Genomic DNA, 26,505 nt, shown 5'->3' on the forward strand with positions numbered 1-26,505 from the left:
GCCGAAGCGGCGACGGAGACTTTTCCGAAACGACGCGTGCAGCGCATTTGAGGTTTAGCAGATGGACCTGGATATCGCCCCCATGACTGATGCGGTCAACCTGCGCGACGAACTCGAAGCCGTCGGCATCGAGGAGATTCTCTCGCAGCTCGACCGCGAGCTGATCGGCTTGAGGCCGGTAAAGACGCGTATCCGCGAGATTGCATCGCTGCTTCTGATCGAACGCATCCGCAAGCGTATGGGGCTGGCGTCGGAGGCGCCGACGCTGCACATGTCGTTTACGGGAAATCCCGGCACCGGAAAGACGACGGTGGCGCTGCGGATCGCCAGCATCCTGCACAGGCTCGGTTTCGTGCGCCGCGGCCAGGTAGTGTCGGTGACGCGCGACGAACTGGTTGGGCAATATATCGGTCACACCGCGCCAAAGACCAAGGAGATCCTGAAGAAGGCGATGGGCGGCGTGCTGTTCATCGACGAGGCCTACTATCTGCACCGGCCCGACAACGAACGCGACTATGGCCAGGAGGCGATCGAGATCCTGCTGCAGGTGATGGAATCGCAGCGCGAGGACCTGGTCGTGATCCTCGCCGGATATGGCGACCGCATGGACAAGTTTTTCGCGAGCAATCCCGGCTTCCGCTCGCGGATCGCGCACCATATCGACTTTCCGGATTATGCCGACGATGAGTTGCTCGCCATCGCAGAGCTGATGCTGCGCGACATGAACTACGGATTCACCTCAGATGCGCGTGCGGAGTTCGTTCGCTATATCGCATTGCGCAAGACTCAGCCGTTGTTCTCCAACGCGCGCTCGATCCGCAACGCGTTGGATCGTCTGCGGCTGCGCCAGGCCAATCGCCTTGTCGCTGGTCTCGATCGTGTCCTGACAGCGGACGATATCAGGTCGATCGAGGCTTCCGACGTGCTGGCCAGCCGCGTGTTCGGGAAGGGTGGAAAATCCGCCGAAGCGGGCTAGCGTCGGGAAGGGCGGCCAACCATTGTTCGCCGCCCCTTTATTACTCCTGGCAGCCAGTGCTGGAGCTACTTGCCTTTGGTATCGACCTTCTGCTTTTCGTCCTCGTTCATTTTCTTCACCACCGGATCGCGACTGGCTTCGCCGGTGGTCTGAGTGGTGGTGGCCGGCGGGCTTTCGTTTGGAAGGGAGGTTTGCCCGGGCGGTGTCGTCGCCGGCCGCGTTGCGGTCGCGCTCGGCGGCGACGTGGTTTGAGCGATCGCCGCCTGAGCATTCAATAGAAGCACACTCGACAGTAGCGACACCGCGAGCGCCGTTGAGCTGGGTTTCATCGGTCTGAACTCCTCTCAGACCAAGGAAACGGCCCGTTCGGTCCAACGTTCCCGTTACGCCTCCAATTGCTTGCCGATCGGCAGTGCGCGGATACGCTTGCCAGTCGCGGCGAATATCGCGTTGATCAGCGCCGGTGCAAAGGGTGGCACGCCCGGCTCGCCGACGCCGCTGGGCGGCGTGTCGGAGCCGGGAGGTACGATGTAGACGTTGGTTACGGCCGGAGACTCGTCGATCCGGATCACCCGGAAATCGTCGAAATTGCTCTGTTGCACCTTGCCGTCCTTGAAGGTGATCGCGCCATGTTTGGCGAGGCTCATGCCCATGATCGCGGCACCCTCGATCTGCGACTGGATCCGCTCCGGATTGACGTAGGTTCCGCAATCTATGGCGGTATCGACCCGCGGCACGGTGAGCTTGCCCTTGTCGTCAACCGCCACCTCGACGATGGTCGCGATATAGCTGACGAAGCTGCGATGCGCGGCGATGCCGAGCCCGTGACCCTTGGGGACGGACCGGCCCCAGCCACCCTTGTCCGCGACCAGCTCGACGACCTTGCGAAGACGCGCGGTATCGATCGGATAGCTGTCATAGGGTTCGCCATAGTTCCAGAGGTCTTTCACCGAATCGAGCTTGACGATCCGGGGCGAGCCGATCAGTTCCAGCAGCATATCCTTTTGGTCGCGTTTGGTGGCATGGGCGATTTCAGCGACCATCGACTGCACCGCAAAGGCGCGCGGGATGTTCGATACGGAGCGGAACCAGCCGATGCGGGTATGCGCAGCCGCTTCCGGATTCTCGCATTGGACGTTGGCGATCTCGAAGGGCATGTCGACAAGCCCCATGCCGAGTTCGAACGGAGCCTGATGCACCGTATTGGCGGCAAATGTCGAGGCGATGCTCGGCGCGACGCTGCGATGGCGCCAGGCCGTCACCTTGCCGCTCTTGTCGAGACCGGCCTCGATGCGTTCCACCGAGACGGTGTGCAGGAAGCCGTTGCGAACGTCGTCTTCCCGCGTCCATTGCACCTTTACAGGGGCGCCGAGTTCCTTTGAAAGCAGGGCGGCTTCGATGGCGAAATCGCACTTCGACTTGCGGCCGAAGCCGCCGCCGAGCAGGGTGACGTTGACGGTGACATTCTCCTGAGGAATGCCAAGCGTTTTGGCAACGTCCTCGCGCGTTCCGCCCGCGCTTTGCACCGGTCCCCAGATCTCTGCCTTGTCGCCCTTGACGTCCGCGACCGCAACCGGCGGTTCCATGGAGACATGGGCAAGATGCGGCAGATAGTACTCACCGACGATCACCTTGTCGGCGCCCTTCAAGGCGGCTTCCACGTCACCCTCCTTGCGCAGCACCAGGCCGGGCTTCCGTGCGGCTGCCTCCAGTTCGGCCCGGTAGGCGACCGAGTCGTATTTGCCGTTGGCACCATCGTCCCAAACGATCTTCAGGGCGTCGCGGCCCTTGATCGCCGCGCCGGTGTTGCGCCCGATCACGGCGATGCCGCCGAGCGGCTGGAATTTTGAAGGCCATGGCCAGCCTTTGACTTCCATGACCTTCTCGACGCCGGAAACCTTCATCGCCGCCGCCCCGTCAAACGACGCGACCTTGCCCCCGGTCACCGGCGGCCGGGCAATGACGGCGTATTTCATGCCGGGCAGGCGGACGTCGGCGCCGTAACGCGCGGTGCCTACCGTGATGTCGCGCAGATCGACCATGCTGATCTGGCCTTTGCCCAGATAGCGGAAATCCTTTGGGTCTTTCAGCTTCAGGCCTTCGACACTCGGTACCGACTCCTTGGCGGCGTCGGCGGCCAGATCGCCGAAGCCAATGCGGCGTCCGCTCGCGCTATGGACGACCTCGTGATTGACCGCCTTCACTTCGGTCGCCGGCACACCCCAGCGTTTCGCCGCTGCGGCTTCGAGCATCGTGCGGGCCGAAGCGCCGATCTGACGCATCGGCATCAGGTAGTGACGCGTGCTGCGCGATCCATCGGTATCCTGGTTGCCGAATTTGACCTCGTCGCCATGCGCCTGCTGGATGCGAACGCGCGACCAGTCGGCCTCCATCTCTTCGGCAACGATCATCGGCAGGCTGGTGCGGACGCCGGTTCCCATCTCGGCGCGGTGTGCGACGATCGTGACAATGCCGTCCGGTGCGATCGCGACGAACACGCGCGGGTCCACCACGGTTCCGTGTGGCATCTTGTCCGCGCCGGTCTGGTACGCGGCGAGGCTGGGCCGCGACATCACGGGGGCGGCCAAAACGAAGCCGCCGGCCAGCCCAAGACCCTTCAGGATACTGCGGCGTGAAACGTTGTCGATCTTGATGTATCGCTCAAAGCCACGGAGCTTTTTGGGATTGGTACGGATGTTCATGGTCAGACCCCCGTCGAAGCAAGATGGACCGCGTTCTCGATGCGCTGATAACAGCCGCAGCGGCAGATGTTGCCCGCCATCGCTTCGCGTATCTGATCGTGGTTGGGTTTTGGATTGTCCATCAGCAGCGCGGCCGCCTGCATGATCTGGCCGACCTGGCAAAAGCCGCATTGCGGGACGTTGAGCTGGCGCCAGGCCTTCTGAACAGCGTGATCACCCGTCGGATGAAGGCCTTCGATCGTCGTGACCTCCCGATCGACCACGTCGGAAACCGACGTGATGCAGGCGCGTATCGCCTGCTTGTCGACGATCACGGTGCAGGCGCCGCAAAGCGCTTGGCCGCAGCCATATTTCGTGCCCGTCAGTCCGATTTCGTCGCGGAGGAACCAGAGTAGCGAAAGATCGGGGTCGCCATCCCAGTTCTTTTGCTGGCCGTTAATCTTCAAAGTAATCATGATCGATCCTCGCTCTTCGTAAGCTGGTGATGGTTAGCTCCGACGTGAGCGAAAAACGTTACGGCTGATCGCTCAACGCCGTCGCTTCGAAATTCCTTGCTGTCTTGCCTGGCTGGGATTTCTTCGAGCCATCCTCCTGATCATTATTATTTGCTGTTGTTCAGTAGGCCGCGCTTGGCGGATCGGCCGCCACAAGGCGTTCTATATTTGCGTCCGTATGTTTGGCGAAAGCGGGGCATCGGCAAAGAATTGCATTTGGTCAGTAGCGCTGACGCAGTGGCATAAGCAAAAGCAATTGTCGTCAAACTTGAACGTCGTTGTCAGGACAAACGTCGCCCGGCGCAGCACAGGCTTTCACCGTTTGCGCTTGAGAGGACATCGGCGTCCATCGGGCGCCTGGCGACGGTTCTTGCAGTTTTCGATCTTGGCCGTACGCGCAATAACGCACTGCACATCGCAGAAGTCTGGGCTGTTCTGCGAAATACGCATGATGCGCTCGTCCGCAGTTACGATCCCATGAAACGCAATGGACTCCCGTTATTGCTGGCTTTTATGAGAATCGCCAATGCACTGGAAGGCGCATTGCGCGAAAGACAAAGTTGTCGGTCGCCATTCTTTTGACCGAGTCCCTCCATCAGTTTGCGTGATGTGCAAATCCGATCAGGCCACAACGTCGATCACAAGCACAGACGCGGAACTCGCGACAGCGGTGTGTCAGAATCCGACGCGACGCGGGCTCATCCTGACGGCTCTCGCCACGGGAGCTTGCCTGGCGTCGTCCAGGTCCTCCGTTGCCGAGGAAGATTTGCCGGGCAGCGATGAGCGGCCTCAGAAAGCCGACGTGCTGGTTTTCGCCGAAGGGGAACATGCGGGCGAGGTGATCAAGCCGCAGGATCTGAACGCTGGTGGACCGCCGGTGCGGGCCTGGCCAAAGGATCCCAGGACATCGGTTGTCCGCAAGGGCTCGCGCCTGAACGAGGTGCTTGTCGTGAAACTGGATCCGGCTGAGCTGGATGAAGAGACGCGCTCGCGCGCTGCCGGCGGCGTCGTGGCCTATTCGGCCATCTGCGTCCACACGGGTTGTCCAATCACGGCATGGGTGAAGGCGACAAGCAGCGACAAGGATGTGTTCAAATGCGTTTGCCATAATTCGGAATATGACCCCAGGCAAAGCGCGCAAGTTATCTTCGGACCAGCGCCCCGGCGTCTGCCGGCGCTCCCGTTGGCGGCAGAAGACGGGCCACTGACGGTGGCCGCAACATTCGTTGGAAAGGTAGGTGCACAGCAGGCCAGGTGACGGCGGGCCGCCGTCGATCCACGACAATGAAAAACAGAATTCGTGAGATGAAAACAAAGGGGAGGTTGCGTTATGGCCTTGAAGCAATGGCTCTTGGCGGGTTTGCTCGCGTCCACCTGCCTCGTTCCGATCGCTGCCGCCGGCCCGATCGAGAACTACAGCCTGGTGACTGCCGATCGACTCAAGAATCCGGAACCTGGCAACTGGATGCATTATCGCCGGACCTATGACGGCCAGGGATACAGCCCGCTCGACCAGATCAACACCTCGAACGTGAAAAGCCTGACGCCGGTATGGACGTTCTCGACCGGTGTGGTCGAGGGACACGAGGCCCCCCCGATCATCAACAATGGCGTGATGTTCGTAGCAACGCCGTCGGGGCAGGTGATTGCGCTCAACGCCAAGACTGGTGACGAGTACTGGCGATACAAACGCCAGCTTCCCGACGACCTCTTTCAATTGCACCCGACCAACCGCGGCGTGGGACTGTGGCAGGACAAGCTCTACCTCGCCACGACGGACGACCATCTGGTAGCGCTCGACGCCAAGACCGGCAAAGTGGTCTGGGATACCAAGGTTCAGGACTACAAGAAGGGGCAGTATCTGACGCTGATGCCCCTGATCGTTGACGGCAAGGTGATCGTTGGCGGTTCCGGTGGCGAGCTCGGCGTGCGCGGTTACGTCGTTGCCTATGATGCCGACACGGGCAAGGAACTGTGGCGGACCTTCACCATTCCCGGCACGGGTGAGCCAGGTAACGAAACCTGGAAAGGCGACGACTGGAAAACGGGTGGCGGATCTGCCTGGATGACAGGCAACTACGATCCAGACACCAAGACAGTCTATTGGGGCACCGGCAACGCCGCACCTTGGCCGGGCGACACTCACCCCGGCGATAATCTTTACACAAGTTCAGTGCTCGCGCTCGATCCCGATAGCGGCAAGCTGAAAACTTACTTCCAGTACCATCAAAACGATTCCTGGGATTGGGACGAGGTGGACGCACCCATGCTGGTCGACCTGCAAAGGGATGGCCGCACGATCAAGAGTCTGATCCATCCGGGACGCAACGCGATTTTCTGGATACTGGAGCGCAAGCCGGACAGCATCAAATATGTGGCCGGCTGGCCTTTTGTTCATACCGACGTCTGGAAAGGCATTGAGCCCGAGACTGGCAAGCCGATTGTCGACCCGGCTCACAAGCCGATTATTGGCAAGCGGGTTGAATTCTGCCCATCCCTGTGGGGTGGCAAGGATTGGCCGTCGGCAGCGTATAGTCAGAAAACCGGATTGGTCTACGTTCCGGCCAACGAGAATTTCTGCGGCGGCTTCACCGGCGAGAAAGTGCCGTTGGTTGCCGGCCAGCTCTGGCTCGGAACCAAGCCCGAAGATATCGGCCTGACGCCTCGTCCCGGCGCTACCCACTTTGGCGAACTGCAGGCGTGGGATCCGGCCACGGGCAAGAAGGCCTGGTCACATAACTTTCCCAAGTCACAGCTGTTCGGTTCGGTGACCGCGACCGCAGGCGACCTCGTCCTTGTCGGCGGCACCAATGACCGGATGTTCCGCGCCTTCCATGCCAAGACCGGCGAACTGCTGTGGGAGCAAAAGACCAACTCCGGCATCATGGGCATGCCGATCGCCTATGAGGTGGACGGCACGCAGTATATCGCCGTCCAGTCGGGCTGGGGCGTAGACGCGCAGCGCATCCAGGATGCGTTGGTGGGCAAGGTCCCCGGCCTGGAGAATAACGTGCCGCAGGGCGGCGTCGTTTGGGTGTTCGCTGTCAAGAAGTGACTGCGAGGAAGCAGCATCAGGCGCCTGGCCGCTGCGGGTAGTGGCCAGGTGCCGATACGATCCAGGTAACGCGCGCTCGGACCATAATGTAGTCTGATCGCCGGAGCAGGACGCCTGCCACCGCTTCGCCTGCGGTGCGGGCTAAACACTCGCATTGTCGAGCAGCGCATCGGCGGAAGTCACGAGCTTCAAAGTCCGCAGCGAAAAGGTCGATCGCGTGTGCCGGATGTCTTGAATCCGGTGGAGCTTCTCCTGCAGAAAGCGCTCGTAGTGAGTAGTGTCGGCCGACGAGTTGCCGTACAGGCTCGAAAGGGGCGCGCAGTTCTCCTACGTCTATTCTGACCCCTTCCAGCGCCTCGGATTGAACGGTATCAAGAAGTCGCTCGGGCGGTGAGTTTTCGCGCTCGAAGCCAGCACGAGGTCGCCAAATGGCATTTGAGCTCTTCGAACTGACGGGCAAGAGAGCGCTCATCACCGGCTCTTCGCAAGGTATTGGCTTCGCGCTCGCGCAAGGTCTTGCCGAGCACGGTGCCGAAGTCACCCTGAACGGCCGTGACGCAGCCAAGCTTGATGCCGCAGCGGCGAGACTGGCGGCCGCCGGGCACAGAATATCGGTGGCCGGTTTCGACGTCACGCAAGCGCAAGCCGCCAAGGACGGTGTCGAGGCGATCGAGAAGAATTCCGGCGCGATCGATATCCTGATCAATAACGCCGGCATGCAGTTCCGCTCGCCGCTCGAGGACTTTCCCGTCGAGAAGTGGGAGCAACTGCTCGCCACCAATGTTTCGAGCGCGTTCTATGTCGGCCAAGCCGTCGCCCGTCACATGATCCCGCGCGGCCGGGGCAAGATCATCAACATCGCATCCGTGCAAAGCGAACTCGCGCGTGCCGGCATCGCGCCTTACACGGCCACGAAGGGCGCGATAAAGAACCTGACCCGCGGCATGTGCGCCGACTGGGCGAAACACGGTCTCCAGATCAATGCGATCGCGCCGGGCTACTTCAAGACCCCGCTCAACCAGGCGCTAGTCGACGATCCGGAATTTTCGAGCTGGCTCGAAAAGCGGACACCCGCGGCCCGCTGGGGCAATGTCGAGGAGTTGGTGGGGGCTGCGGTGTTCCTGTCCGGCAAGGCCTCGTCCTTTGTCAACGGCCATACGCTCTATGTCGATGGCGGGATCACCACCTGTCTCTAAAGGCTCGATCGCTGCTCCGAAGCTGGGCTGGTCAGATACAGTGCTGACCAAGCGGCATGAAGCCCTCGCTCTTGGAGCGGGGGAAGCGGCGGTTCAGGCGTCAACCGCAACCTTCAATGCCTCGGCCCGGATTTCCTCGACGAGCCGTTCCTTCAGCCTGACGAATTCAGGCGCGGTTTTGATCTTGTAGGATCGCGGATGAGGCAGGTCGATCGCGATCTCGGCCTTGATGCGACCGGGACGGGCGCTCATGACGACGACGCGGCTGCCGAGGAAAATCGCCTCCTCGATGTCATGGGTGACGAACAGCACGGTCTTCTGGTCGCGTTCCCAGATGCCGAGCAGCATTTCCTGCATCAGCACACGGGTTTGATTATCCAGCGCCCCGAACGGTTCGTCGAGCAACAGGATCTTGGGATCGTTGGCAAGCGCACGCGCGATCGCCGTGCGTTGCTGCATGCCGCCGGAGAGCTGCTTCGGCCAGTGGTTCTCAAAGCCGGACAAGCCGACCCGATGGATGAATCCATCGGCGATCCTGCCGCGATCCGCCTCGGATATCCCGCGCTCGCGCAGGCCGAACGCGATGTTTTCGCGCACCGTCAACCACGGGAACAGCGTGTACGATTGAAACACCATGCCGCGGTCGGCGCCGGGTCCCGTGACCTCGTGCCCGTCCAGAATGACGCGGCCGCTGGTCGGCCGGTCAAGCCCGGCGATGATCCGCAGCAGCGTGGATTTTCCGCAGCCCGACGGGCCGAGGATGGTGACGAAGTCGTTGTTGCCGACGCTGAGATTGGTCGGTTCCAGCGCCCGCGTCGGCGCATTGCCCTGGCGCGCAGGGAAAACGCGGGAGACCTGATCGATCTTCAGCTCGGTCATGCCAATTTCCACGGAAACAGCCAGGCGTTGAAGGCCTTGAACAGGAAGTCCGACACCAGACCGATCAACCCGATGACAATGATGCCGAAGATGATCTGGCCGGTGTTGAGCAGCGCCTGGCTGTCAGTGATCATGTGGCCGATGCCCGACGATGAACCGATCAGTTCGGCGACGATGACGTAGGTCCACGCCCAACCGAGGACGAGCCGAAGAATTTCTGCGATCTCGGGGGCGGATGAGGGCAGCAGCACGCGGCGGATGATGCCGCTGTCGCCGGCGCCCAGCGTGTAGGCTGCTTCAACGAGGTCGCGCCTTGTGTTGCCGACGTTCACGGCGATCATCAGGATAATCTGGAACACCGAGCCGATAAAGATAACCAGCAGCTTCTGCAGTTCGCCGATGCCCGCCCACAGGATCAACAGCGGGATGAAGGCCGAGGCGGGCAGATAGCGGGCGAACGAGACGAACGGCTCGAGAAAAGCCTCGATCGGCTTGTAGGCCCCCATCAGAACGCCGAGCGGCACCGCGATGAGAGCCGCCAGCACGAAGCCGCCGATAACCCGCCATATCGTCATGCCGATGTCGAACAGGAAGCCGTGCTTGGTCAGGAGTTCAAAGCCCTCCTGCAGCATGGTCAATGGGTTGGCGAGAAACGTCTTGGACACGTAGCCGCCAAAAGTTGCCCATGCCCACAGGGCGACAAACAGGACGAAGAACGCAAGGCCATAGGCTGCGCGTTGCTTCGACGTCACGGGATCTAGGGGACGCATCACAGGGCATGTTCCTCAAAGCGGTGCGCCGATCGCGGACAGTCCCGCTTCCAGATGTGTGGAAGCGGGACCAGCGCGGCGCCGAACGAACCTACTTGATGAAACTCGTGTCAACGAGGTCGTCGATTTTCGGAATCGATTTGATGATGCCGATCTCGAGCAACAGGTCTGCGGCTTCCTTGGTAAAGGCCTGGAATTCGCCCGCGAAGAACTTCTGGTTCGCGGCCTTGTCCTGCCAGCGCAGATATTTTGCCGAGTTGCCGAACTGCTCGCCGGACTGCTTCACGTCGGAACCCATGATCTCGTAGGATTTTGCCTGGTCCTTTTCGATCAGGGCGACTGCCTCGAAATAGCTGTCAGCCAGCGCTTTCGCGGCCTTCGGGTTTTCGGTCAGGAATTTCGGCGTGCAGCCGAACGTGTCCATGATCATCGGGTAGTCGAGCGTGGTGGCGATGATCTTCCCCTTGTCGGGTGCCGCGCGCACCGTCGAGAGGTAAGGCTCATAGGTCATGGCTGCATCGTTCTGACCGGCCACGAATGCCTGCGCGGCAGCAGCCGGCTCCAGGTTCACCACGGTCACGTCCTTGACCGAGAGACCGTTCTTCTTGAGCATCCAGGCCAGCGTGAAATAGGGCGCGGTGCCGGGCGCGGACGCGGCGACCGTCTTGCCCTTCAGATCCTTGATCGACGCGACATCGTTTCGCGTGGCCATGCCGTCGGCGCCGTAGCTCTTGTCGAGCTGGAAGATCTGCTTGGTCGCCACACCGTTGGCATTCCAGGAAATCCAGGTTTCGACCGTGGTCGCCGCACACTGGATGTCGCCGGATGCAACGGCCAGATGGCGGTCCTTCTGCGGGATCTTCTTGATCGTCACATCGAGGCCGTTCTTCTTGAAGATGCCCGCCTGGTTTGCCAGCGTAAGCGGCGCAAACCCGGTCCATCCCGAAATCCCGATGCCGACCTTGACGTCTTGTGCGACGGCTGGCGCGGACACCAGAAGAGCGGCGGTTGCGGCGAATATTCTATAACTAAGCATGACTGTCTTCCTTCTGCCGGTTTATCGATTGGATCCTGTTCGCCCTACTGCTTCATAAATCGCTGCATAAATTGTGCCGGGCTCTATTTGCATTGATATCCCTCTCAGCCGCCTTTGAAGCGGGCAACCAGTTTGTGGGACTCGCCCGGATAGACGAGGCGCACGGCAGTCAGCGTCCGCGCGCTGCGCCAGGTGTGCCGGTCGATCACGAGGCAAGGTGCGCCGATCGCAATGTCCAGTGCTGTTGCGGTCTCCTCGTCCGCCACGATCGCGCTGATCGAATGCTCGGCCTCCGTCCACGGGACGTGATGGAGCAACCACGTGCCGGGCGGTTCGATTGCAAAATCCGCCCTGGCGGCTTCCGGCACCGCGTCGAGATCGATCAGCCTGTCTTCGATCGCGAACGGCACGCCATCGGCGCTGTGGCGGCATGAGATCGCGATCACCTTGCCGGTTTTCCGTACCCCAAGACGGGCACGGTCGGCGGCGTTGGCCGCTCGGCGCGAGCACCGGATCAACTGATAGCCGTAGCTGCGGCCGAGCGCGGTGATCTCCGCGCGGATGTCTGGAATCGTGAGAACTGCTGACAGGAATTTAGGACGGCGCACAAATGTGCCGGCGCGGCGCCTCCGCTCGATGAGATCGGCTTGCGCCAGCTCTGACAGCGCCTTGCTCACAGTCATTCGCGAGCATCCATAGCGCGTCATCAACTGGTGCTCGAACGGGATGCGATGACCCGGCGGCCATTCGCCGGTCAGGATGCGGCGCTCGATGTCGAGCCGGATCTGCTTGTAAAGCGTTGGCGTGTCGGCTGCCGGGAGTTTGTCGCGATCCGTGGAGAGGCTCATGCCACCAGCCTCCGCACGGCTGCGTTGAATTTGTCGCGCGCCTTTTGACGGAGCCGGTGGCGTCCACCTTCGACGACCTTGTTTCCGCCCGCCCAAACACATGCGACGGCACCCGAGCCGGCTGCGAAAATCCAGCCGTCGAGGATGGCATCCCCGCGGCGCCCGGCGAGCGAGGGATGCGTGGTGTCGAAGGTCACGATATCAGCGCGTGCACCTGGCTGGAGTCCGACAATCGGCTGCACGAGGGCCTGGGCGCCGCCGGCCAGCGCAGCGTCGAATAGCGCACGGCCGGTCGAAATGCCGGGACCGCCCGACAACACATTACGCTCCCGATGCTTTAACCGCTGGCCATATTCGAGCTGACGCAGTTCGTCGGCTACGCCGACCAGCACATTGGAGTCCGTGCCGACGCCGAACCGGCCGCCGGCGTCAAGGAATTCGCGGGTCGGAAAAATGCCGTCGCCGAGGCTCGCTTCGGTAACCGGGCAGAGCCCTGCGACGGCGCCGCTCCTGGCAAGCGCGGCGATCTCTGTCGCGGTGGAATGGGTCGCATGGATCAGGCACCAGCGCCGATCGACAGGCGCATGTTCGAGCAGCCAATCAACCGGCCGCCGGCCAGACCAGGCGATGCATTCCTCGACTTCCCTGATCTGTTCGGCGGCATGGATATGAACCGGCCCGGCTTCGGCGAGTGGCACGATCGCCGCCAGTTCGTCCGGAGTCACGGCCCGCAGGCTGTGCGGAGCGACACCGACATTGGCCCCGGGCAACGCGCGGACGACCGCCTGTGTGGCGGCAGTCAGCTTGGCGAACTGGTCGATCGAGCAGATGAACCGGCGCTGGCCGGCATGTGGTGCGGCTCCGCCAAAGGAGCTGTGCGCGTAGAAACTCGGCAGCAATGTGAGGCCGATGCCGGTGAGCTCGGCGGCCCGCGCAATTCGCGTCGCCATCTCGGCAGGATTGGCGTAGGGCGTGCCATCATGGTCGTGATGGAGATAGTGGAATTCCCCGACGCGCGTATAACCTTGCTCGAGCATCTCGACATAGAGCAGCGTTGCGACGGCTTCCGTGTCTTCGGGGGCCATGTCCAGCGCAAAACGATACATCGTCTCGCGCCACGTCCAGAACGTATCGGCGGTGTTGCCGCGTGTTTCGGCGAGGCCAGCCATGCCGCGCTGGAACGCGTGACTATGCAGGCTCGCTATTCCCGGGATGGCCAACTGGTGGCGTTCATCGTGAGTTCCCGGCGCCGCACCGGCAGTCACCTTCGTGATGGTCCTATCGGTCACAACCACCTGCACGTCGTCAGCCCACCCGGAGGGAAGCAGCGCTGATCCGAAATGCAGAGTGGACATGTTTCCAAACCGGGTGGACAGAACACCGACACGGGAATATGTATAGACATATTGATACCCCCGTCAAGTTTCTGCCCTTGAGGGAAATGCTGCATGGCCGAGCGCTTTGATCGTATCTGGCATAACGCCCGGCTCGCCACCGTTCGGGGGGATCTGCCCGACCTCGGCGTGATCGAGCGTGGCGTGATTGCCGCACGGGAGGGGCGCATCGCTTTTGCGGGCAGCCACTCCGACTTTCCATCTGACGCCGATGCTGCCGAACGGATCGATTGCGGCGGGCGGTGGATCACGCCCGGACTGGTCGATTGTCATACCCATTTGGTTTTCGGTGGAAACCGCGCCCACGAGTTCGAGCTGCGGCTAAAGGGAGCAAGCTACGAAGAAATCGCGCGGGCGGGTGGCGGCATTGTCTCGACGGTCGCGGCGACGCGGGCATCCAGTGAGGCTGAACTCGTTGCCGGCGCGCTGCCGCGGCTGGACGCTTTGATCGCCGAGGGCGCCACCACGGTCGAGATCAAATCCGGCTATGGGCTGAATACGGAAACCGAGATGCGACAATTGTCGGCCGCGCGCTCGGTGGGCCGCAACCGGCCGGTCGGCATCCGGACGACATTTCTTGGCGCGCATGCGCTGCCGCCGGAAGCCGATGGCGACAAGGATCGATACATCGAGCTCGTGTGCCGCGAGATGCTCCCGGCGGTGGTGCAGGCCGGCCTTGCAGACGTCGTCGACGCCTTCATGGAAGGCATCGCGTTTTCGAAAGATCAAACGGCGCGCGTCTTTCGAGCGGCAAAGGCGCTTGGGCTGCCGGTCAAATTGCACGCGGATCAATTGTCGAACCTCGGCGGAGCGGCGCTGGCTTCGGAATTCTCCGCTTTGTCCGCGGATCATCTGGAGCACACGGATGAGGCCGGTGTTGCCGCCATGGCGCGGGCGGGCACGGTAGCCGTGCTGCTGCCGGGCGCGTTCTATTTCATTCGCGAGACGATGAAGCCACCGGTCGAACTGTTCCGTGCCCACGGCGTGAACATGGCGCTCGCGACCGACTGCAATCCCGGCAGCTCGCCGCTGACGTCGCTTCTGCTGGCGATGAATATGGGCGCGACTCTGTTCCGGATGACCGTTGCCGAGTGCCTCGCCGGCGTGACGCGGGAAGGTGCGCGCGCGCTGGGTATTCTTGGCGAGACCGGCACGCTCGAGGCCGGCAAACGGTGCGATCTTGCGATCTGGGATATCGAGCGCCCCGCCGAGCTGATCTACCGGATGGGCTTCAACCCGTTGCACCGCAGGGTGTGGAGGGGGCGATGAGCGACCGGGACGCATCCATTGTCGTTTCGCCGGGGAGGGTCAACCTCGACGAATTAGCGCAAATACTCGCAGGCGCGGCCATTGTGCTCGATCCGGTATTCTGGCCGCGCGTGGAGGCAGCATCGGCCATTGTTGCGGAGGCCGCGCATTCGGACGTTCCAGCTTACGGAATAAATACAGGATTCGGAAAACTGGCGTCGAAACGCATTCCGCCGGATCAGACAACGCTGCTCCAGCGCAATCTCATTGTATCGCATTGCTGCGGGGCAGGGGCTCCGACACCTGAACCGATCGTGCGTCTGATGATGGCGCTGAAGATCGTCTCATTGGGGCGAGGCGCGTCGGGCGTGCGCCGCGAAATCATCGAGCAACTTCAGGCCATGCTGGCGCGGGGCATTTGTCCGCTGGTGCCGCAGCAGGGATCGGTGGGAGCGTCCGGTGATCTGGCGCCGCTGGCGCATATGACCGCCGTCATGATCGGCGAAGGGCAGGCGCTTGTCGACGGCAAGATCGTACCGGGCCTTGATGCGCTGACTGCCGCCGGTCTCGCGCCGTTGACGCTCGGGCCGAAGGAAGGCCTCGCGTTGATCAACGGTACGCAGTTTTCGACGGCCTATGCCATTTCCGGCTTGTTGCGCGCCCATGGCCTTCTTTGCGCGACGCTGGTGACAGGTGCCTTGTCGGTCGATGCGGCCATGGCTTCGACGGCGCCGTTCCGCCCGGAGATCCAGCAACTGCGGGGGCATGACGGGCAAATCGCGGCCGGTGTCGCCCTGACGGCGCTGCTGGAAGGCAGCGACATCCGCATGTCGCATCTCGAAGGCGACCAGCGCGTGCAGGATCCCTATTGCCTGCGCTGTCAGCCGCAGGTGGCCGGTGCTGCGCTTGACCTATTGATGCAAGCCGCCCGCACGCTGACGATCGAGGCCAACGCGGTAACGGATAACCCGCTGGTGCTGGTTGAGAGCGGCGAGATCGTCTCGGGTGGAAATTTTCACGCCGAGCCGGTCGCATTCGCAGCCGATCAGATCGCATTGGCGCTGTCCGAGATCGGCGCGATCAGCGAGCGGCGCATCGCCACGCTGGTCGATCCCGCGCTGAACTTCGGCCTGCCGCCGTTCCTGACGCCTGATCCCGGCCTCAACTCCGGTTTCATGATTGCGGAGGTGACGGCGGCAGCCCTCTATGCCGAGAACAAGCAGCGCGCCGCGGCCTGCTCGATCGATTCGACGCCGACCAGCGCCAACCAGGAAGATCACGTTTCGATGGCCGCGCACGCTGCGCGCCGTTTGTCTGATATGGCGGACAACCTTGCCGCCATTCTCGGCATCGAACTGCTGGTTGCGGCGCAAGGCATCGGGCTGCGCGCGCCACATACGACCAGCCCAGCGCTTGCGGCGGTCATTGCGGTGTTGCGCGAGCAGGTGCCGGCGCTAGGCGGCGATCGCTATATGGCCGACGATCTCGCAAAGGCAACGGCGCTGGTCGCAGCCGGCGCATTGCCGGCCGCCGCGATGTCGGTGCTCAAGAACAATCCGTTTCCAAACCTTGCCGAGAGAGGTCACCTGTCATGAACCGCCGACTGGACAACGAGCGTACGATCCGCGCGCCCCGCGGGTCCGAGATCAGCGCCAAGAGCTGGTTGACGGAAGCGCCGCTCCGAATGCTGATGAACAATCTCGATCCCGACGTTGCCGAACGGCCGAGCGAACTCGTCGTCTATGGCGGAATCGGCCGCGCCGCTCGCGACTGGGAGAGTTTCGACCGCATCGTTGCCTCATTGCGCAAGCTCGATGCCGACCAGACGCTGGTGGTCCAGTCGGGCAAGCCGGTTGGAATTTTCCGTACCCACCCCGATGCGCCGCGCGTGCTGATCGCGAATTCGAACCTGGTGCCGCATTGGGCAACGCTCGATCACTTCAACGAACTGGACAGGCAGGGGTTGATGATGTTCGGGCAGATGACGGCCGGATCGTGGATCTACATTGGCAGTCAGGGCATCGTGCAGGGGACCTATGAAACGTTTGTTGAGGTGGGGCGGCGTCATTACGGCGGCAGCCTGGCGGGCAAGTGGATCCTGACGGCGGGTCTCGGCGGCATGGGCGGTGCGCAGCCGCTTGCGGCGACCATGGCCGGGGCGTCGATGCTTGCGATCGAATGCCAGCCGAGCCGCATCGAGATGCGGTTGCGCACCGGTTATCTCGACCGGCAGGCAGGCACGCTTGATGAGGCGCTCGCGATCATGGCGCAGGCGGCGGAGAGCAAGCAGCCGGTCTCGGTCGGTCTGCTCGGCAATGCCGCCGATATTTTTCCCGAACTGGTGCGCCGCGGCGTAAAGCCGGACATTGTCACCGACCAGACCAGCGCGCACGATCCGATCAACGGTTACCTGCCGAAAGGATGGACACTCGCGGAGTGGGATTCCCGACGTGCGGCTGATCCGAAAGCGGTCGAAGTCGCGGCCAAGACCTCGATGGTCGGTCACGTCCAGGCCATGCTGGATTTCCACGCTCAAGGCATTCCCACGCTCGACTATGGCAACAACATCCGCCAGATGGCCAAGGACATGGGGTTGAAAAACGCGTTCGACTTCCCAGGCTTCGTTCCTGCCTACATCCGTCCGCTGTTCTGCCGCGGCGTCGGGCCATTCCGGTGGGCGGCGCTCTCAGGAGACCCCGACGATATCTTTCGGACTGACGCCAAGGTCAAGGAACTGATGCCCGACGACAAGCATCTTCACAACTGGCTCGACATGGCCCGAGCGCGGATCAAGTTCCAGGGGTTGCCGGCGCGGATCTGCTGGGTCGGCCTTGGCGATCGTCACCGGCTGGGTCTGGCGTTCAATGAAATGGTGGCGCGCGGCGAACTGAAGGCGCCGATCGTCATCGGCCGCGATCATCTCGACAGCGGCTCGGTTGCGAGCCCGAACCGCGAAACCGAAGCGATGCGCGACGGTTCGGATGCGGTGTCCGACTGGCCGCTGCTCAATGCGCTGCTCAACTGTGCCAGCGGGGCGACGTGGGTCTCGCTGCATCATGGCGGAGGCGTCGGGATCGGCTATTCGCAGCACGCCGGCATGGTGATTGTCGCCGACGGAACGCCGGAGGCTGCGCGCCGCATCGAACGGGTGCTTTGGAACGATCCGGCGACAGGGGTCATGCGTCATGCCGACGCGGGTTATGAAAGTGCGATCGAGTGCGCCCGGGCCAATGGGCTCGATCTGCCTAGTCTGGCACCGTAGCTTGCTGATCTACTTCGTGCCGTAGGCACGGTCACCCGCGTCGCCGAGACCCGGCACAATATAGGCGTTGCCGTCCAGCCCCTGGTCGATCGCCGCCAGCCAGATCGGAACATCCGGGTGAATGCCGCGCATGCGCTCAACGCCTTCCGGCGCGCCGATCAGGCAGACCAGTCGAATGTCGTTCGCGCCGCGCTCCTTCAGCCGGTCGACCGCGGCGACGGCGGAGTTCGCCGTTGCCAGCACCGGCGAGATCACGATCACCAGCCGCTCGTGCAGATCGCTCGGCGCCTTGAAGAAATATTCCACGGCGGTGAAGGTTTCCGGTTCGCGATAAAGACCGATATGCGCGATCCGTGCGGTTGGCACCAGATCGAGCATGCCTTCCGCGAAGGTCACGCCGGCACGCAGCACCGGCGCGAACACCAGCTTCTTGCCCGCGATCTGTGGCGACTTCATTTGCGCGAGCGGCGTTTCGATTTCGATATCAGCCAGCGGCAGGTCACGGGTGACCTCGTAACAAAGCAGCATCCCGATCTCCTTGAGGAGTTCGCGAAATGATTTGGTTGAAATGTCCTTCTTCCGCAGCAGCGTCAGCTTGTGCTGCACCAGCGGGTGATTAACGATCGTAACGCCGTCCATGTCTGTGACCTCGGATCTAGAAAACCGTGCCGTCGCTGACGACTTTCACCGGAGGCGACGCGTCGGCGCGGCGTTCGCGTGCCAGTCGTCGGCCCGCAGCCCACGTGCCGCCCTCGAGAATTTTCGCCAGCGGCATCGATGTGGCATCGCGTCCAAGCCGGTGCCGCAAACCATCAGCAATGCGGTCGAGTAGCGCCACCGTCAGCGCACGCCATTCCACGACAAGCGGTGACGCGACCTCATGCTCTCGCTGCGCATCTTCTGCATCGCGAAACGCGAGCACGCCGGTATCGACGAACAGCCCGCCATTGCGATATTCGGCAAGGCCGGTGAGGCCGTCGATATCGGTCACGATGATGCCGGATGTTTGCAGCGGCTCGATGAGAGAATAGGCCAGCCATTGCGAGAGCTTGTGCAGCGGCACCAGGCCACTGGTCGCATCCGCGGTCGTCAATGCCGGATGCCGCCAGCAGTCGCCAAGCGCGATGCCTCCCAGCGTCAGCCGCGATGGCCAGATCGGCCCGAGTTGTTGCAGCAGTTCTGTTAAAATCGCAGGCGCGGGCAGCTTTCCACCATCTGCCAGCATCGTAAGCCGGTCGAACAGGCCGCCGGGCCGCGGCGTGTCGCGGCTGCCGAATATTTCCGGTTTCGAAGCCACCAGCCGACCCAGGCGACGTAACAGGTCGGCGCGGCCGTCCATCCCGACCAGCGGATTGGCATCCGAGACCTGCATGCCGCGCTCGAGGTCGGTACCGCCAAAATTCGCCAGCGCGTCGGCGTCGACGCGCAAGGGCTCGAGGGGACTAGCCGAGAATGCACCGGCCGTGAACATCGCAAGGCTGGCCAGCCCCAATCCTTCCGAACGGCCGATCGCCGATCCGGTTTCTGGATCGTGGTAGCGCCAGGATGGACCGGCGCCGGCATCGAGGAAGACGCTGACGATGGCCAGATCGAATTCGGCCCGGGCGCGGGCCGCGCGATCGGGCCAGCCGGCCCGGTTGGCGACTGCAGCCCAACGATCATCCCCATTGGTGACGAAGTGCCGCCAGCGCGAATGAAACGGCACGTCTAACGACGGATAGGCCTTGCGCGTCGTTTCCAGCACCAGATCGACTGCGCCGTCCATGCGGTCGAGGTCGATGCGGAAGTTCGGAAGCCTGCCTTCAAGGCCGATCGCGAGCATGCGATGTGCGCGCTCGCGGACCGCCTTCGCACTCAACAACGTCAAAGCGGCTGACGTCTCCGGATTTGCAAGGGACAAGGCCGCCGCCTCTCTCAATATTTTTCGAGCGAACGGCCGACCGGGTTGTCCGGGTCCTGCTGCGGCTCGGGCGTGTAGTAACCCGCGGCCTTCTTTGCCGCGATTTCCACATGCGCGTCGGCCGGGATCATGTCGTCGGGGATAGGCACGCGTTCGCCGATTTCGATGCCCTGGCCAGTCAGCGCATCGTGCTTCATGTCGCTCATGGAAACGAAGCGGTCGATTCGCCTGAGGCCGAGCCAGTGCACCGCGTCCGGCATCAGTTGCTGGAATCTGGCGTCCTGCACGCCGGCGACACATTCGGTGCGCTCGAAATACTGGGCCGCGGCATCGCCGCCTTCCTGACGCTTGCGGGCGTTGTAGACGAGAAACTTCGTGACCTCGCCGAGCGCACGGCCTTCCTTGCGATTGTAGATGATGATGCCGAGGCCGCCGCTTTGGCCTGCGCGCGCGCATTCCTCGATGCCGTGAATCAAATATGGACGGCAGGTGCAGATGTCGGAACCAAACACGTCGGAGCCGTTGCATTCGTCATGCACACGGCAGGTTATCCTGGTGCTGTGGTCCGGCAGTTTGGTAACGTCGCCGAACAGATAGGCTGTCGTGCCGCCGATCGGCGGCAGAAAGACCTGCAGGTCGGGCCGAGTCACCAGTTCCGGAAACATGCCTGCGGTTTGCTCGAACAATTGCCGGCGCAGATTGTTCTCGGTGGTGGCGAAGCGCGCCGCCAGGCCGGGCAGATGCCAGACCGGGTCGATCGCAATTTTGACCACGGAGACGCTGCCGTTCTTGTGCACGACATCGCCATCCTGCTTGAGTCGTCCGGCTTCGACCGCGGCCTGCAGTTCGGGCAGATCGAGACGAGCGCGCGTGATGGCAATGCTTGGACGGATGTCGACGCCTTCGGCGATCTCGTTTGCGAAGTTTTCCGCGGCGAGATGTCCCCATGGATCGAGCGAGACAATCCGCTGCGGCTCGGCCCATTGCGGAAACGGCCCGATGGTTTCGGCAGGATGGGTATTGGTGAGATCCGGGCGGCGGACGGGGTCGAGCGCGCCGGATGAAACGGCGAGTGCGCGATAGACCGAATAGGAGCCGCCATGCGTGCCGATCACATTGCGGTCCTGCGGGCGCGAAACCGTGCCAATCACCGGTCCGCGTTCGCGCGCACTGGGTGCGCCCCAGGTGATCGGAAATTTAAGCTTGGCACCCGGTGCCGGGTGCGACGTAATGCGAATATGATCAATCCGATTGGAACGAGTCATCGCCACGAACCCTGAAACGGCGACGGCCCGCCTGGATAGACGGGCCTGGTCACCAACAATAAAATCAGCAGCGGTTGCAGCTGAGAGAGCAGTATAATCAGATTTGGACCGAACACAACGGCGATTTGAACGCGGTCACCGCTGGGCCGCATCGGCCGTTAACCCTTTTTGCGCAGGGGGCGCTGCTGGTTCTAGCGCCGCCGCGGATGGTAGCTGAAAACGAGATCGAGAAGCGGGACCACATCCTTCGTGCGACTGACACGCTCGATCGAGCACGATCGCGCGGCCCCGCACCACGACTGTCGCTTCGTTGCGTTCGCGGTCGTCGCCGCATCAAAGCTGCCGGTCGCGGGTGGCGAGCAGAAACGCAGAACTGACGTGCGTTGCGCGGACTGTTTGCGGAATTGACTTCGTGTGAACCAAAACTTTAACTGCTGACTTCGAATGAGCCCGACAGGACTCTGAGCTCCGCAGGCTGCTTCATTTTCATGCAAGCGCCGCCTTAAATGGAAGCATCCAGAAAGTTATCCATGCGCGTCATCAATGTTGCCGCCGCCCAGTTGGGCCCGATCCAGAAAGCCGACAGCCGCGAAGCCGTCGTCAAGCGCATGATCGCGCTGATGGATGAAGCCAAGGCGAGGGGTGCCGATCTGATCGTCTATCCGGAGCTCGCCCTCACCACGTTCTTTCCGCGCTGGTACATGGAGGATCAGGCCGAGGTCGACACCTGGTTCGAGCGCGAGATGCCGAATGCGGCGACAAGGCCATTGTTTGAGCGGGCTGCCCATCACCAGATTGCAATGAATTTTGGTTATGCCGAACTGACGCCGGATGGGCATCATTTCAACACCTGCATCCTCACCGACAAGTCCGCAAAAATTGTCGGCAAGTACCGCAAGATTCATCTGCCCGGTCATTCGGAGTTCGATACGGAACGCGCGTTCCAGCATCTGGAGAAGCGCTACTTCGAGCCGGGCGATCTCGGTTTCAATGTCTGGCGCGCGCTCGGCGGCATCTTCGGCATGGCGGTCTGCAACGACCGGCGCTGGCCGGAGACCTATCGCGTGATGGGCCTGCAAGGCGTCGAGATGGTGCTGATCGGCTACAACACGCCCTCGATCAATGCCGAGAAGAGCGAGGAGGGGCCCGAGAAGCGGCTGTTCCACAACCGGCTCTCCGCGCAGGCCGGCGCCTACCAGAACTCGACCTGGGTCGTGTGCGTCGCCAAGGCCGGCGTCGAGGATGGCCACCCCTTGATCGGCGGCAGCCTGATCGTCGATCCCGACGGCGAGATCGTCGTCGAGGCCAGGACCGAAGAGGACGAACTGCTGGTTCACCCCTGCGATCTCGACGCCACCATCTTCGGCAAGAACACGATCTTCAATTTCGCGCTCCACCGCCGCATCGAGCACTATGGCCTGATCACCAGCCGCACCGGCGCGGTGCCGCCTCCGGAAAACTAGATGTCCGGCATCTCCTTCCGCGAACTTGATCCGCACGACCGGTACAAGCTGCTGTGCGGGGTCGTCGTGCCGCGGCCGATCGCGCTGGTCACGACGCTCGACGAGAATGGTAACGTCAACGCTGCGCCGTTCAGCTTCTTCAACGTCTTCTCCGAGGACCCGCCGCTCCTGGTGCTCGGCTTGCAGCACAAACCCGATTTCAGCCCAAAGGACACCACGCGCAACATCCACCGCAGCGGACAGTTCGTCGTGCATCTGGTGGACGAGGCGCTGGCGGCAGCGATGAACGACTGCGCGATCGATTTTCCCTCCGGCGACAGCGAAGTGGAGGCGACGGGCCTAAAGACATTGCCGTCGATCGATGTCGACGTGCCTCGATTGGCCGCCGCACCTTTCGCGCTCGAGTGCCGGCAGCATGTCGCGCTGGCCTTCGGGCCCGGCCGTGAGCTTCTTGTCGGCGAGGTGCTGCGCCTGCACGCACGCGAGGGCCTGATCGACCAGGAAAGGATGTATGTCGATTTCGATGCCTACCGGCCGATCGGGCGCCTGTTCGGCAATCTCTACGCCGCCCAGCGCGACACCTTCGCGCTGGCGCGCGAAAGCCACGCGCAGTGGCTTGCGCGCAACGGAGCGGCCGAAACGTCCGACCAAAGTCAGTGATGCGAGAACTGCACGGTGCCCAGCGCCATGGTCACGGCCGCCTGGGTCGGGTCGATCACGGGAATCCCGAGCGCCTGCTCCAGCGGCCGGCGATGACGCGCCATGCCGGCACAGCCCATCACGATGGCGCCGGATCCGTCTTCGTCCTTGAGCGCGCGCCCGACCTCGATCATCTTGGCGAGCGTTCCTTCGCCCGACGCGGTCTCCGCCACGCTCATGTTGAGTGGCCGTTCCCTGGTCAGGCGATCCATCAGGCCCATCTGCCTGAGGTAGCGGACATGACGGCGGATCGAGCGCTGCGCGATCGCAATGACGCCGAAGGTTTCAGCGCGCGCCAGCGCCGTCAGCACGCCGCATTCGGCGATGCCGAACACCGGCCGGTCGGTGGCTTCGCGGCAGACATGCAGGCCCGGATCGCTGTAGCAGGCAATGACGAAGGCAGCCGAATGATTGTCGCCTTCGACGAGGCGGCGCAGCGGCATCGCCACGCCATCGACGTCGGCCTGGCTCTCGATCCCGTAAGGGCCTTCAGCCAGCGTCTCGCAAACGATCTCCGGTCCGCCTTCAAAGTCGAGCGGCTTCAAGGCTTGCTCCAGCCCTTGGGTGACGAGCTGGTTGGAGTTGGGATTGATGACGAGAATGCGTGGCCGGGACATGGTATTTTCCTGCGGGATGACGCGTCGGTCGATACGGCGAGACCGGCGCGCAACAAGACGACAATGGAAGCAATGACCATGCCATCCAGTAATGCATGGTCCACTGTCTGCTGCGAAAGCGCAAGGGAGTGTAGCGGCACGATCTGTGCTTTTGTGCAGTCAATGCTAGTGTCCGGTGAATGCAAGAACTTGGAATTCAGGACTCAATAGTTGGGGAGTTTGCCATGACCGAGCCCGCCTACGACCTTCTCATTCGCGGCGGACGCGTCGCGACCGTGAGCGATGTATTCGAGGCCGATGTCGCCATTTCCGGCGAGACGATCGCAGCCGTCGGTCGCGGGCTGCCGGCCGCGCGGCGGGAGATCGACGCGCGGGGCAAGCTGGTGCTGCCCGGTGGTGTCGACAGCCACGCTCATATCGAGCAGCTGTCGGCCGCCGGCATCGTGAACGCCGATACGTTCGAAAGCGCGACCGTCTCGGCGGCCTTCGGCGGCACCACCACCGTAATCCCGTTCGCGGCCCAACACGTCGGCATGAAACTGCCGCAGGTGCTGGAGGAGTATCATGCGCTCGCGAAAAAGGGCGCGGTGATCGACTATGCCTTTCACATGATCATCGCCGATCCGACCAGGGAGACACTGGAGAAAGATCTGCCGGCGTTGATCAAGCAGGGCCATGGCTCGATCAAGATCTTCATGACCTACGATCGCCTGAAAATCGACGACGAACCGCTTCTCGACATTCTGCTTGCGGCGCGCGACGGCGGCGCAATGCTCTGTGCGCACGCCGAGAACCACGGCATCATCTCCTGGATGGTGAAGCGGTTGCTGGCGCGCGGCTATACCGATCCCAAATATCACGCCATCAGCCATGCCCGCGTCTCGGAGGCCGAAGCCTTCAACCGGCTGATCGGCATGGCTGCGCTGATCGACCAGCCGATCATGATCTTTCACGTGTCGACGGCCGAAGGCACCAGGGTGATCCGCGATGCGCGCGGGCAGGGGCTGAAGGTGTTCGCGGAAACCTGCCCGCAATATCTCTTTCTCACCGCCGACGATCTCGACAAGCCCGGCGTGGAAGGCGCCAAATGGATGTGCAGCCCGCCGCCGCGCCGCGTCGCCGACCAGGAAGCGTTGTGGCAGGCGCTGGCGCTCGGCGATCTCCAGACCGTTTCGTCCGATCACGCGCCGTACCGGTTCGATGAGACCGGAAAATTGCGCGCCGGCCCCAATCCCAATTTCAAGCAAGTGGCGAATGGTCTGCCGGGCCTCGAAGTCCGCTTGCCGCTGCTGTTCGACGCCATGGTGTCCGGGGGCCGCCTGGGGCTCGAAAAATTCGTCGAACTGACCGCGACCGCACCGGCAAAGATCTATAATCTGCATCCGCGCAAAGGCTCGATCGCGGTTGGCGCCGATGCGGATATTGCGATCTGGGACCCGCAGCGCGAGGTCACGTTGAGCGACGCGATGATGCACGATCTCGCCGGTTACACGCCTTTCGTCGGCCGCAAGCTGCGCGGCTGGCCGGTTACGGTGCTATCGCGCGGGCGCGTCATCGTGGCGGACGGCAAACGTTCGGTCGAAGCAGGCTCCGGGCGTTTCCTGCCGCGCACGGGAGGCGAGGCTGCGAAGCCGACGGGTCGATTGGTCTCGGATATGGACCCGGAACGGAATTTCGGCGCGACCCTGTTGTGATCCACCCGCCGCAATATCGGATTGAGCAATGAGAATCCTTGTGTTCGGCGGCACCGGTTTCGTCGGGCTCAATATCGCCGCGGCACTGCTGACGCGCGGCCATACGGTGACGCTGTTCGACCGCGCGGGCTTGCCAGCTGACGCAAGGAAAGATTTTGCTTCTCACGGCGATCGACTGACGGCTATCCACGGCGATGTCACGGATCATCAAGCCGTGGAAGCGGTTGTCGCTACGGGTTATGACGCCATCATTCTGGGGGCCGCGATCACTGCCGGACCGGAGCGTGAGGCGCGCGATCCCGAGACCATTTTGCGGGTAAACCTGCTGACTCAGACGCCGATCCTGATCGCGGCGCGAAGCAGCGGCGTGAGACGCATCATCAATCTGTCGTCCGCGGCAGCCTACGGCGCGAGCGCATTCCGCAACGTGCTGCTCGATGAAGAAACTCCCTGCGATCCGGCCTCACTCTATGCCATCACCAAATTCGCGTCCGAGAAGGTCGCTGCGCGCCTGGCCGGTCTCTGGCAACAGGGGATCATCAGCGTACGGCTGAGCGCCGTATTCGGGCCCTGGGAGCGGAGCAACGAGGTGCGCGACACGCCAAGCCCGCAGGCGCAGATTCTGGCCGCGATGCAAGACGGGCGCGAGGCCGTTCTGTCGCGTCCGGGCGTCAGGGACTGGATCTATGCGGTGGATGTCGCGGAGGCCGTGACATTGTTGATCGAGGCCGCGAAGCCAGAACATCAGCTCTATAACATTTCAACCGGCGTGGAATGGTCGGCGCTGCAATGGGGCCAGGAGTTTGCCGCCCTGCATCCCGGCTTCGTTTGTCGGCTGACTGATGCGAGGGAGGCGGCGACGATCGACCTGCATAGTCCGGCGGACCGGGCACCACTGTCGATTGCGCGCATGGCGGAGGAGTTCGGCTGGCGTGCGCGGTTCGGCTGCGCGGAGTCAGCTGCCGATCTGAGCCGCTGGTGGACTGAGCACCGAGGGGAAGCCTGAC

The 26,505-nt window shown here is 62.6% G+C and carries 24 protein-coding genes; 11 read left to right on the forward strand and 13 right to left on the reverse strand.

The window, feature by feature from the left end; translation table 11 throughout:
• The first annotated feature begins 82 nt into the window (after positions 1 to 82).
• Positions 83 to 976: a CbbX protein gene (gene cbbX / locus JQ624_RS19220; protein WP_212420470.1), complete on the forward strand. Its 894-nt coding sequence runs from the start codon at positions 83 to 85 to the stop codon at positions 974 to 976.
• Between the two features lie 65 nt (positions 977 to 1,041).
• Here the strand turns inward: cbbX and JQ624_RS19225 are convergent, their stop codons facing one another.
• The 3 genes from JQ624_RS19225 to JQ624_RS19235 are packed head-to-tail and all read right to left on the reverse strand — an operon-like array spanning position 1,042 to position 4,133.
• Complete coding sequence (locus JQ624_RS19225) at positions 1,042 to 1,305, reverse strand: hypothetical protein (RefSeq protein ID WP_212420471.1); 264 nt, start codon at positions 1,303 to 1,305, stop codon at positions 1,042 to 1,044.
• Between the two features lie 54 nt (positions 1,306 to 1,359).
• Entirely contained in the window at positions 1,360 to 3,678 is a 2,319-nt protein-coding gene (locus tag JQ624_RS19230; RefSeq protein ID WP_212420472.1) for a molybdopterin cofactor-binding domain-containing protein, read from the reverse strand.
• 2 nt (positions 3,679 to 3,680) lie between these two features.
• The gene (locus JQ624_RS19235; protein ID WP_212420473.1) at positions 3,681 to 4,133 is read right to left on the reverse strand and encodes a (2Fe-2S)-binding protein; all 453 of its coding nucleotides are present in this window, start codon (positions 4,131 to 4,133) and stop codon (positions 3,681 to 3,683) included.
• Positions 4,134 to 4,698: 565 nt separating this feature from the next.
• On the opposite strand from JQ624_RS19235, the gene JQ624_RS19240 reads away from it, so the two are divergent.
• Both JQ624_RS19240 and JQ624_RS19245 read left to right on the forward strand, forming a co-directional pair.
• Complete coding sequence (locus JQ624_RS19240) at positions 4,699 to 5,430, forward strand: ubiquinol-cytochrome c reductase iron-sulfur subunit (protein ID WP_409334349.1); 732 nt, start codon at positions 4,699 to 4,701, stop codon at positions 5,428 to 5,430.
• A 72-nt stretch (positions 5,431 to 5,502) separates the two neighbouring features.
• Complete coding sequence (locus JQ624_RS19245) at positions 5,503 to 7,227, forward strand: methanol/ethanol family PQQ-dependent dehydrogenase (RefSeq protein ID WP_212420474.1); 1,725 nt, start codon at positions 5,503 to 5,505, stop codon at positions 7,225 to 7,227.
• A gap of 141 nt (positions 7,228 to 7,368) precedes the next feature.
• On the opposite strand, the gene JQ624_RS19250 is transcribed toward JQ624_RS19245, so the two are convergent.
• Positions 7,369 to 7,530: an Lrp/AsnC ligand binding domain-containing protein gene (locus JQ624_RS19250; RefSeq protein ID WP_212420596.1), complete on the reverse strand. Its 162-nt coding sequence runs from the start codon at positions 7,528 to 7,530 to the stop codon at positions 7,369 to 7,371.
• Between the two features lie 125 nt (positions 7,531 to 7,655).
• Here JQ624_RS19250 and JQ624_RS19255 point away from each other — a divergent pair, with 125 nt between their 5' ends.
• The gene (locus tag JQ624_RS19255; RefSeq protein WP_212420475.1) at positions 7,656 to 8,423 is read left to right on the forward strand and encodes an SDR family oxidoreductase; all 768 of its coding nucleotides are present in this window, start codon (positions 7,656 to 7,658) and stop codon (positions 8,421 to 8,423) included.
• A 93-nt stretch (positions 8,424 to 8,516) separates the two neighbouring features.
• Here JQ624_RS19255 and JQ624_RS19260 read toward each other — a convergent pair whose 3' ends face one another.
• The 5 genes from JQ624_RS19260 to JQ624_RS19280 form a co-directional block, all read right to left on the reverse strand.
• A complete protein-coding gene (locus JQ624_RS19260; protein WP_212420476.1) occupies positions 8,517 to 9,302 on the reverse strand; it encodes an ABC transporter ATP-binding protein in 786 nt (261 codons plus the stop codon).
• Complete coding sequence (locus JQ624_RS19265) at positions 9,299 to 10,072, reverse strand: ABC transporter permease (RefSeq protein WP_212420597.1); 774 nt, start codon at positions 10,070 to 10,072, stop codon at positions 9,299 to 9,301. Before JQ624_RS19265 ends, JQ624_RS19260 begins: the two co-directional genes overlap by 4 nt.
• Positions 10,073 to 10,163: 91 nt before the next feature.
• Positions 10,164 to 11,108, reverse strand: coding sequence for an ABC transporter substrate-binding protein (locus JQ624_RS19270; RefSeq protein WP_212420477.1), 945 nt, complete (start codon positions 11,106 to 11,108; stop codon positions 10,164 to 10,166).
• A gap of 104 nt (positions 11,109 to 11,212) precedes the next feature.
• Positions 11,213 to 11,956 (reverse strand): histidine utilization repressor, encoded by a 744-nt coding sequence (gene hutC / locus JQ624_RS19275; RefSeq protein ID WP_212420478.1) that lies wholly within the window; start codon positions 11,954 to 11,956, stop codon positions 11,213 to 11,215.
• Positions 11,953 to 13,311 carry a formimidoylglutamate deiminase gene (locus tag JQ624_RS19280; RefSeq protein WP_212420479.1) on the reverse strand — a complete coding sequence of 453 codons (1,359 nt, stop codon included), beginning with the start codon at positions 13,309 to 13,311 and terminating at the stop codon, positions 11,953 to 11,955. Before JQ624_RS19280 ends, hutC begins: the two co-directional genes overlap by 4 nt.
• A 93-nt stretch (positions 13,312 to 13,404) precedes the next feature.
• On the opposite strand from JQ624_RS19280, the gene hutI reads away from it, so the two are divergent.
• Genes hutI through hutU form a run of 3 tightly spaced genes read left to right on the forward strand, consistent with a single transcriptional unit; the run spans position 13,405 to position 17,860 of the window.
• Entirely contained in the window at positions 13,405 to 14,619 is a 1,215-nt protein-coding gene (gene hutI, locus JQ624_RS19285; protein ID WP_212420480.1) for an imidazolonepropionase, read from the forward strand.
• Complete coding sequence (gene hutH / locus JQ624_RS19290; protein WP_212420481.1) at positions 14,616 to 16,193, forward strand: histidine ammonia-lyase; 1,578 nt, start codon at positions 14,616 to 14,618, stop codon at positions 16,191 to 16,193. Before hutI ends, hutH begins: the two co-directional genes overlap by 4 nt.
• Entirely contained in the window at positions 16,190 to 17,860 is a 1,671-nt protein-coding gene (gene hutU, locus JQ624_RS19295) for a urocanate hydratase (RefSeq protein ID WP_212420482.1), read from the forward strand. Before hutH ends, hutU begins: the two co-directional genes overlap by 4 nt.
• 9 nt (positions 17,861 to 17,869) lie before the next feature.
• Here the strand turns inward: hutU and upp are convergent, their stop codons facing one another.
• From upp to JQ624_RS19310, 3 genes are all read right to left on the reverse strand, one after another.
• Positions 17,870 to 18,499, reverse strand: a complete 630-nt coding sequence (gene upp, locus JQ624_RS19300) for a uracil phosphoribosyltransferase (RefSeq protein ID WP_212420483.1) — start codon at positions 18,497 to 18,499, stop codon at positions 17,870 to 17,872.
• Positions 18,500 to 18,515: 16 nt separating this feature from the next.
• The gene (locus JQ624_RS19305; protein WP_212420598.1) at positions 18,516 to 19,682 is read right to left on the reverse strand and encodes a URC4/urg3 family protein; all 1,167 of its coding nucleotides are present in this window, start codon (positions 19,680 to 19,682) and stop codon (positions 18,516 to 18,518) included.
• Between the two features lie 92 nt (positions 19,683 to 19,774).
• A complete protein-coding gene (locus JQ624_RS19310) occupies positions 19,775 to 21,025 on the reverse strand; it encodes a GTP cyclohydrolase II (protein WP_212420484.1) in 1,251 nt (416 codons plus the stop codon).
• A 530-nt stretch (positions 21,026 to 21,555) separates the two neighbouring features.
• Here JQ624_RS19310 and JQ624_RS19315 point away from each other — a divergent pair.
• Together JQ624_RS19315 and JQ624_RS19320 are read left to right on the forward strand one after the other, a co-directional pair.
• Positions 21,556 to 22,488, forward strand: a complete 933-nt coding sequence (locus JQ624_RS19315; protein ID WP_212420485.1) for an N-carbamoyl-D-amino-acid hydrolase — start codon at positions 21,556 to 21,558, stop codon at positions 22,486 to 22,488.
• On the forward strand, positions 22,489 to 23,148 hold the full coding sequence (locus JQ624_RS19320) for a flavin reductase family protein (RefSeq protein ID WP_212420486.1): 660 nt from the start codon (positions 22,489 to 22,491) through the stop codon (positions 23,146 to 23,148).
• Here JQ624_RS19320 and JQ624_RS19325 read toward each other — a convergent pair.
• Positions 23,142 to 23,804: an aspartate/glutamate racemase family protein gene (locus tag JQ624_RS19325; RefSeq protein ID WP_212420487.1), complete on the reverse strand. Its 663-nt coding sequence runs from the start codon at positions 23,802 to 23,804 to the stop codon at positions 23,142 to 23,144. The two genes, JQ624_RS19320 and JQ624_RS19325, sit on opposite strands and share 7 nt — an antisense overlap.
• Before the next feature lie 224 nt (positions 23,805 to 24,028).
• Between JQ624_RS19325 and hydA the strand changes: the two genes are divergently transcribed.
• Both hydA and JQ624_RS19335 read left to right on the forward strand, forming a co-directional pair.
• The gene (hydA, locus tag JQ624_RS19330; protein ID WP_212420488.1) at positions 24,029 to 25,498 is read left to right on the forward strand and encodes a dihydropyrimidinase; all 1,470 of its coding nucleotides are present in this window, start codon (positions 24,029 to 24,031) and stop codon (positions 25,496 to 25,498) included.
• 28 nt (positions 25,499 to 25,526) lie between these two features.
• Positions 25,527 to 26,504, forward strand: coding sequence for an NAD(P)-dependent oxidoreductase (locus tag JQ624_RS19335; protein WP_212420489.1), 978 nt, complete (start codon positions 25,527 to 25,529; stop codon positions 26,502 to 26,504).
• The last annotated feature ends 1 nt before the right edge of the window (position 26,505 follow it).

The sequence above is a fragment of the Bradyrhizobium sp. AUGA SZCCT0283 genome, from assembly GCF_018130385.1.
Lineage (GTDB): Bacteria > Pseudomonadota > Alphaproteobacteria > Rhizobiales > Xanthobacteraceae > Bradyrhizobium.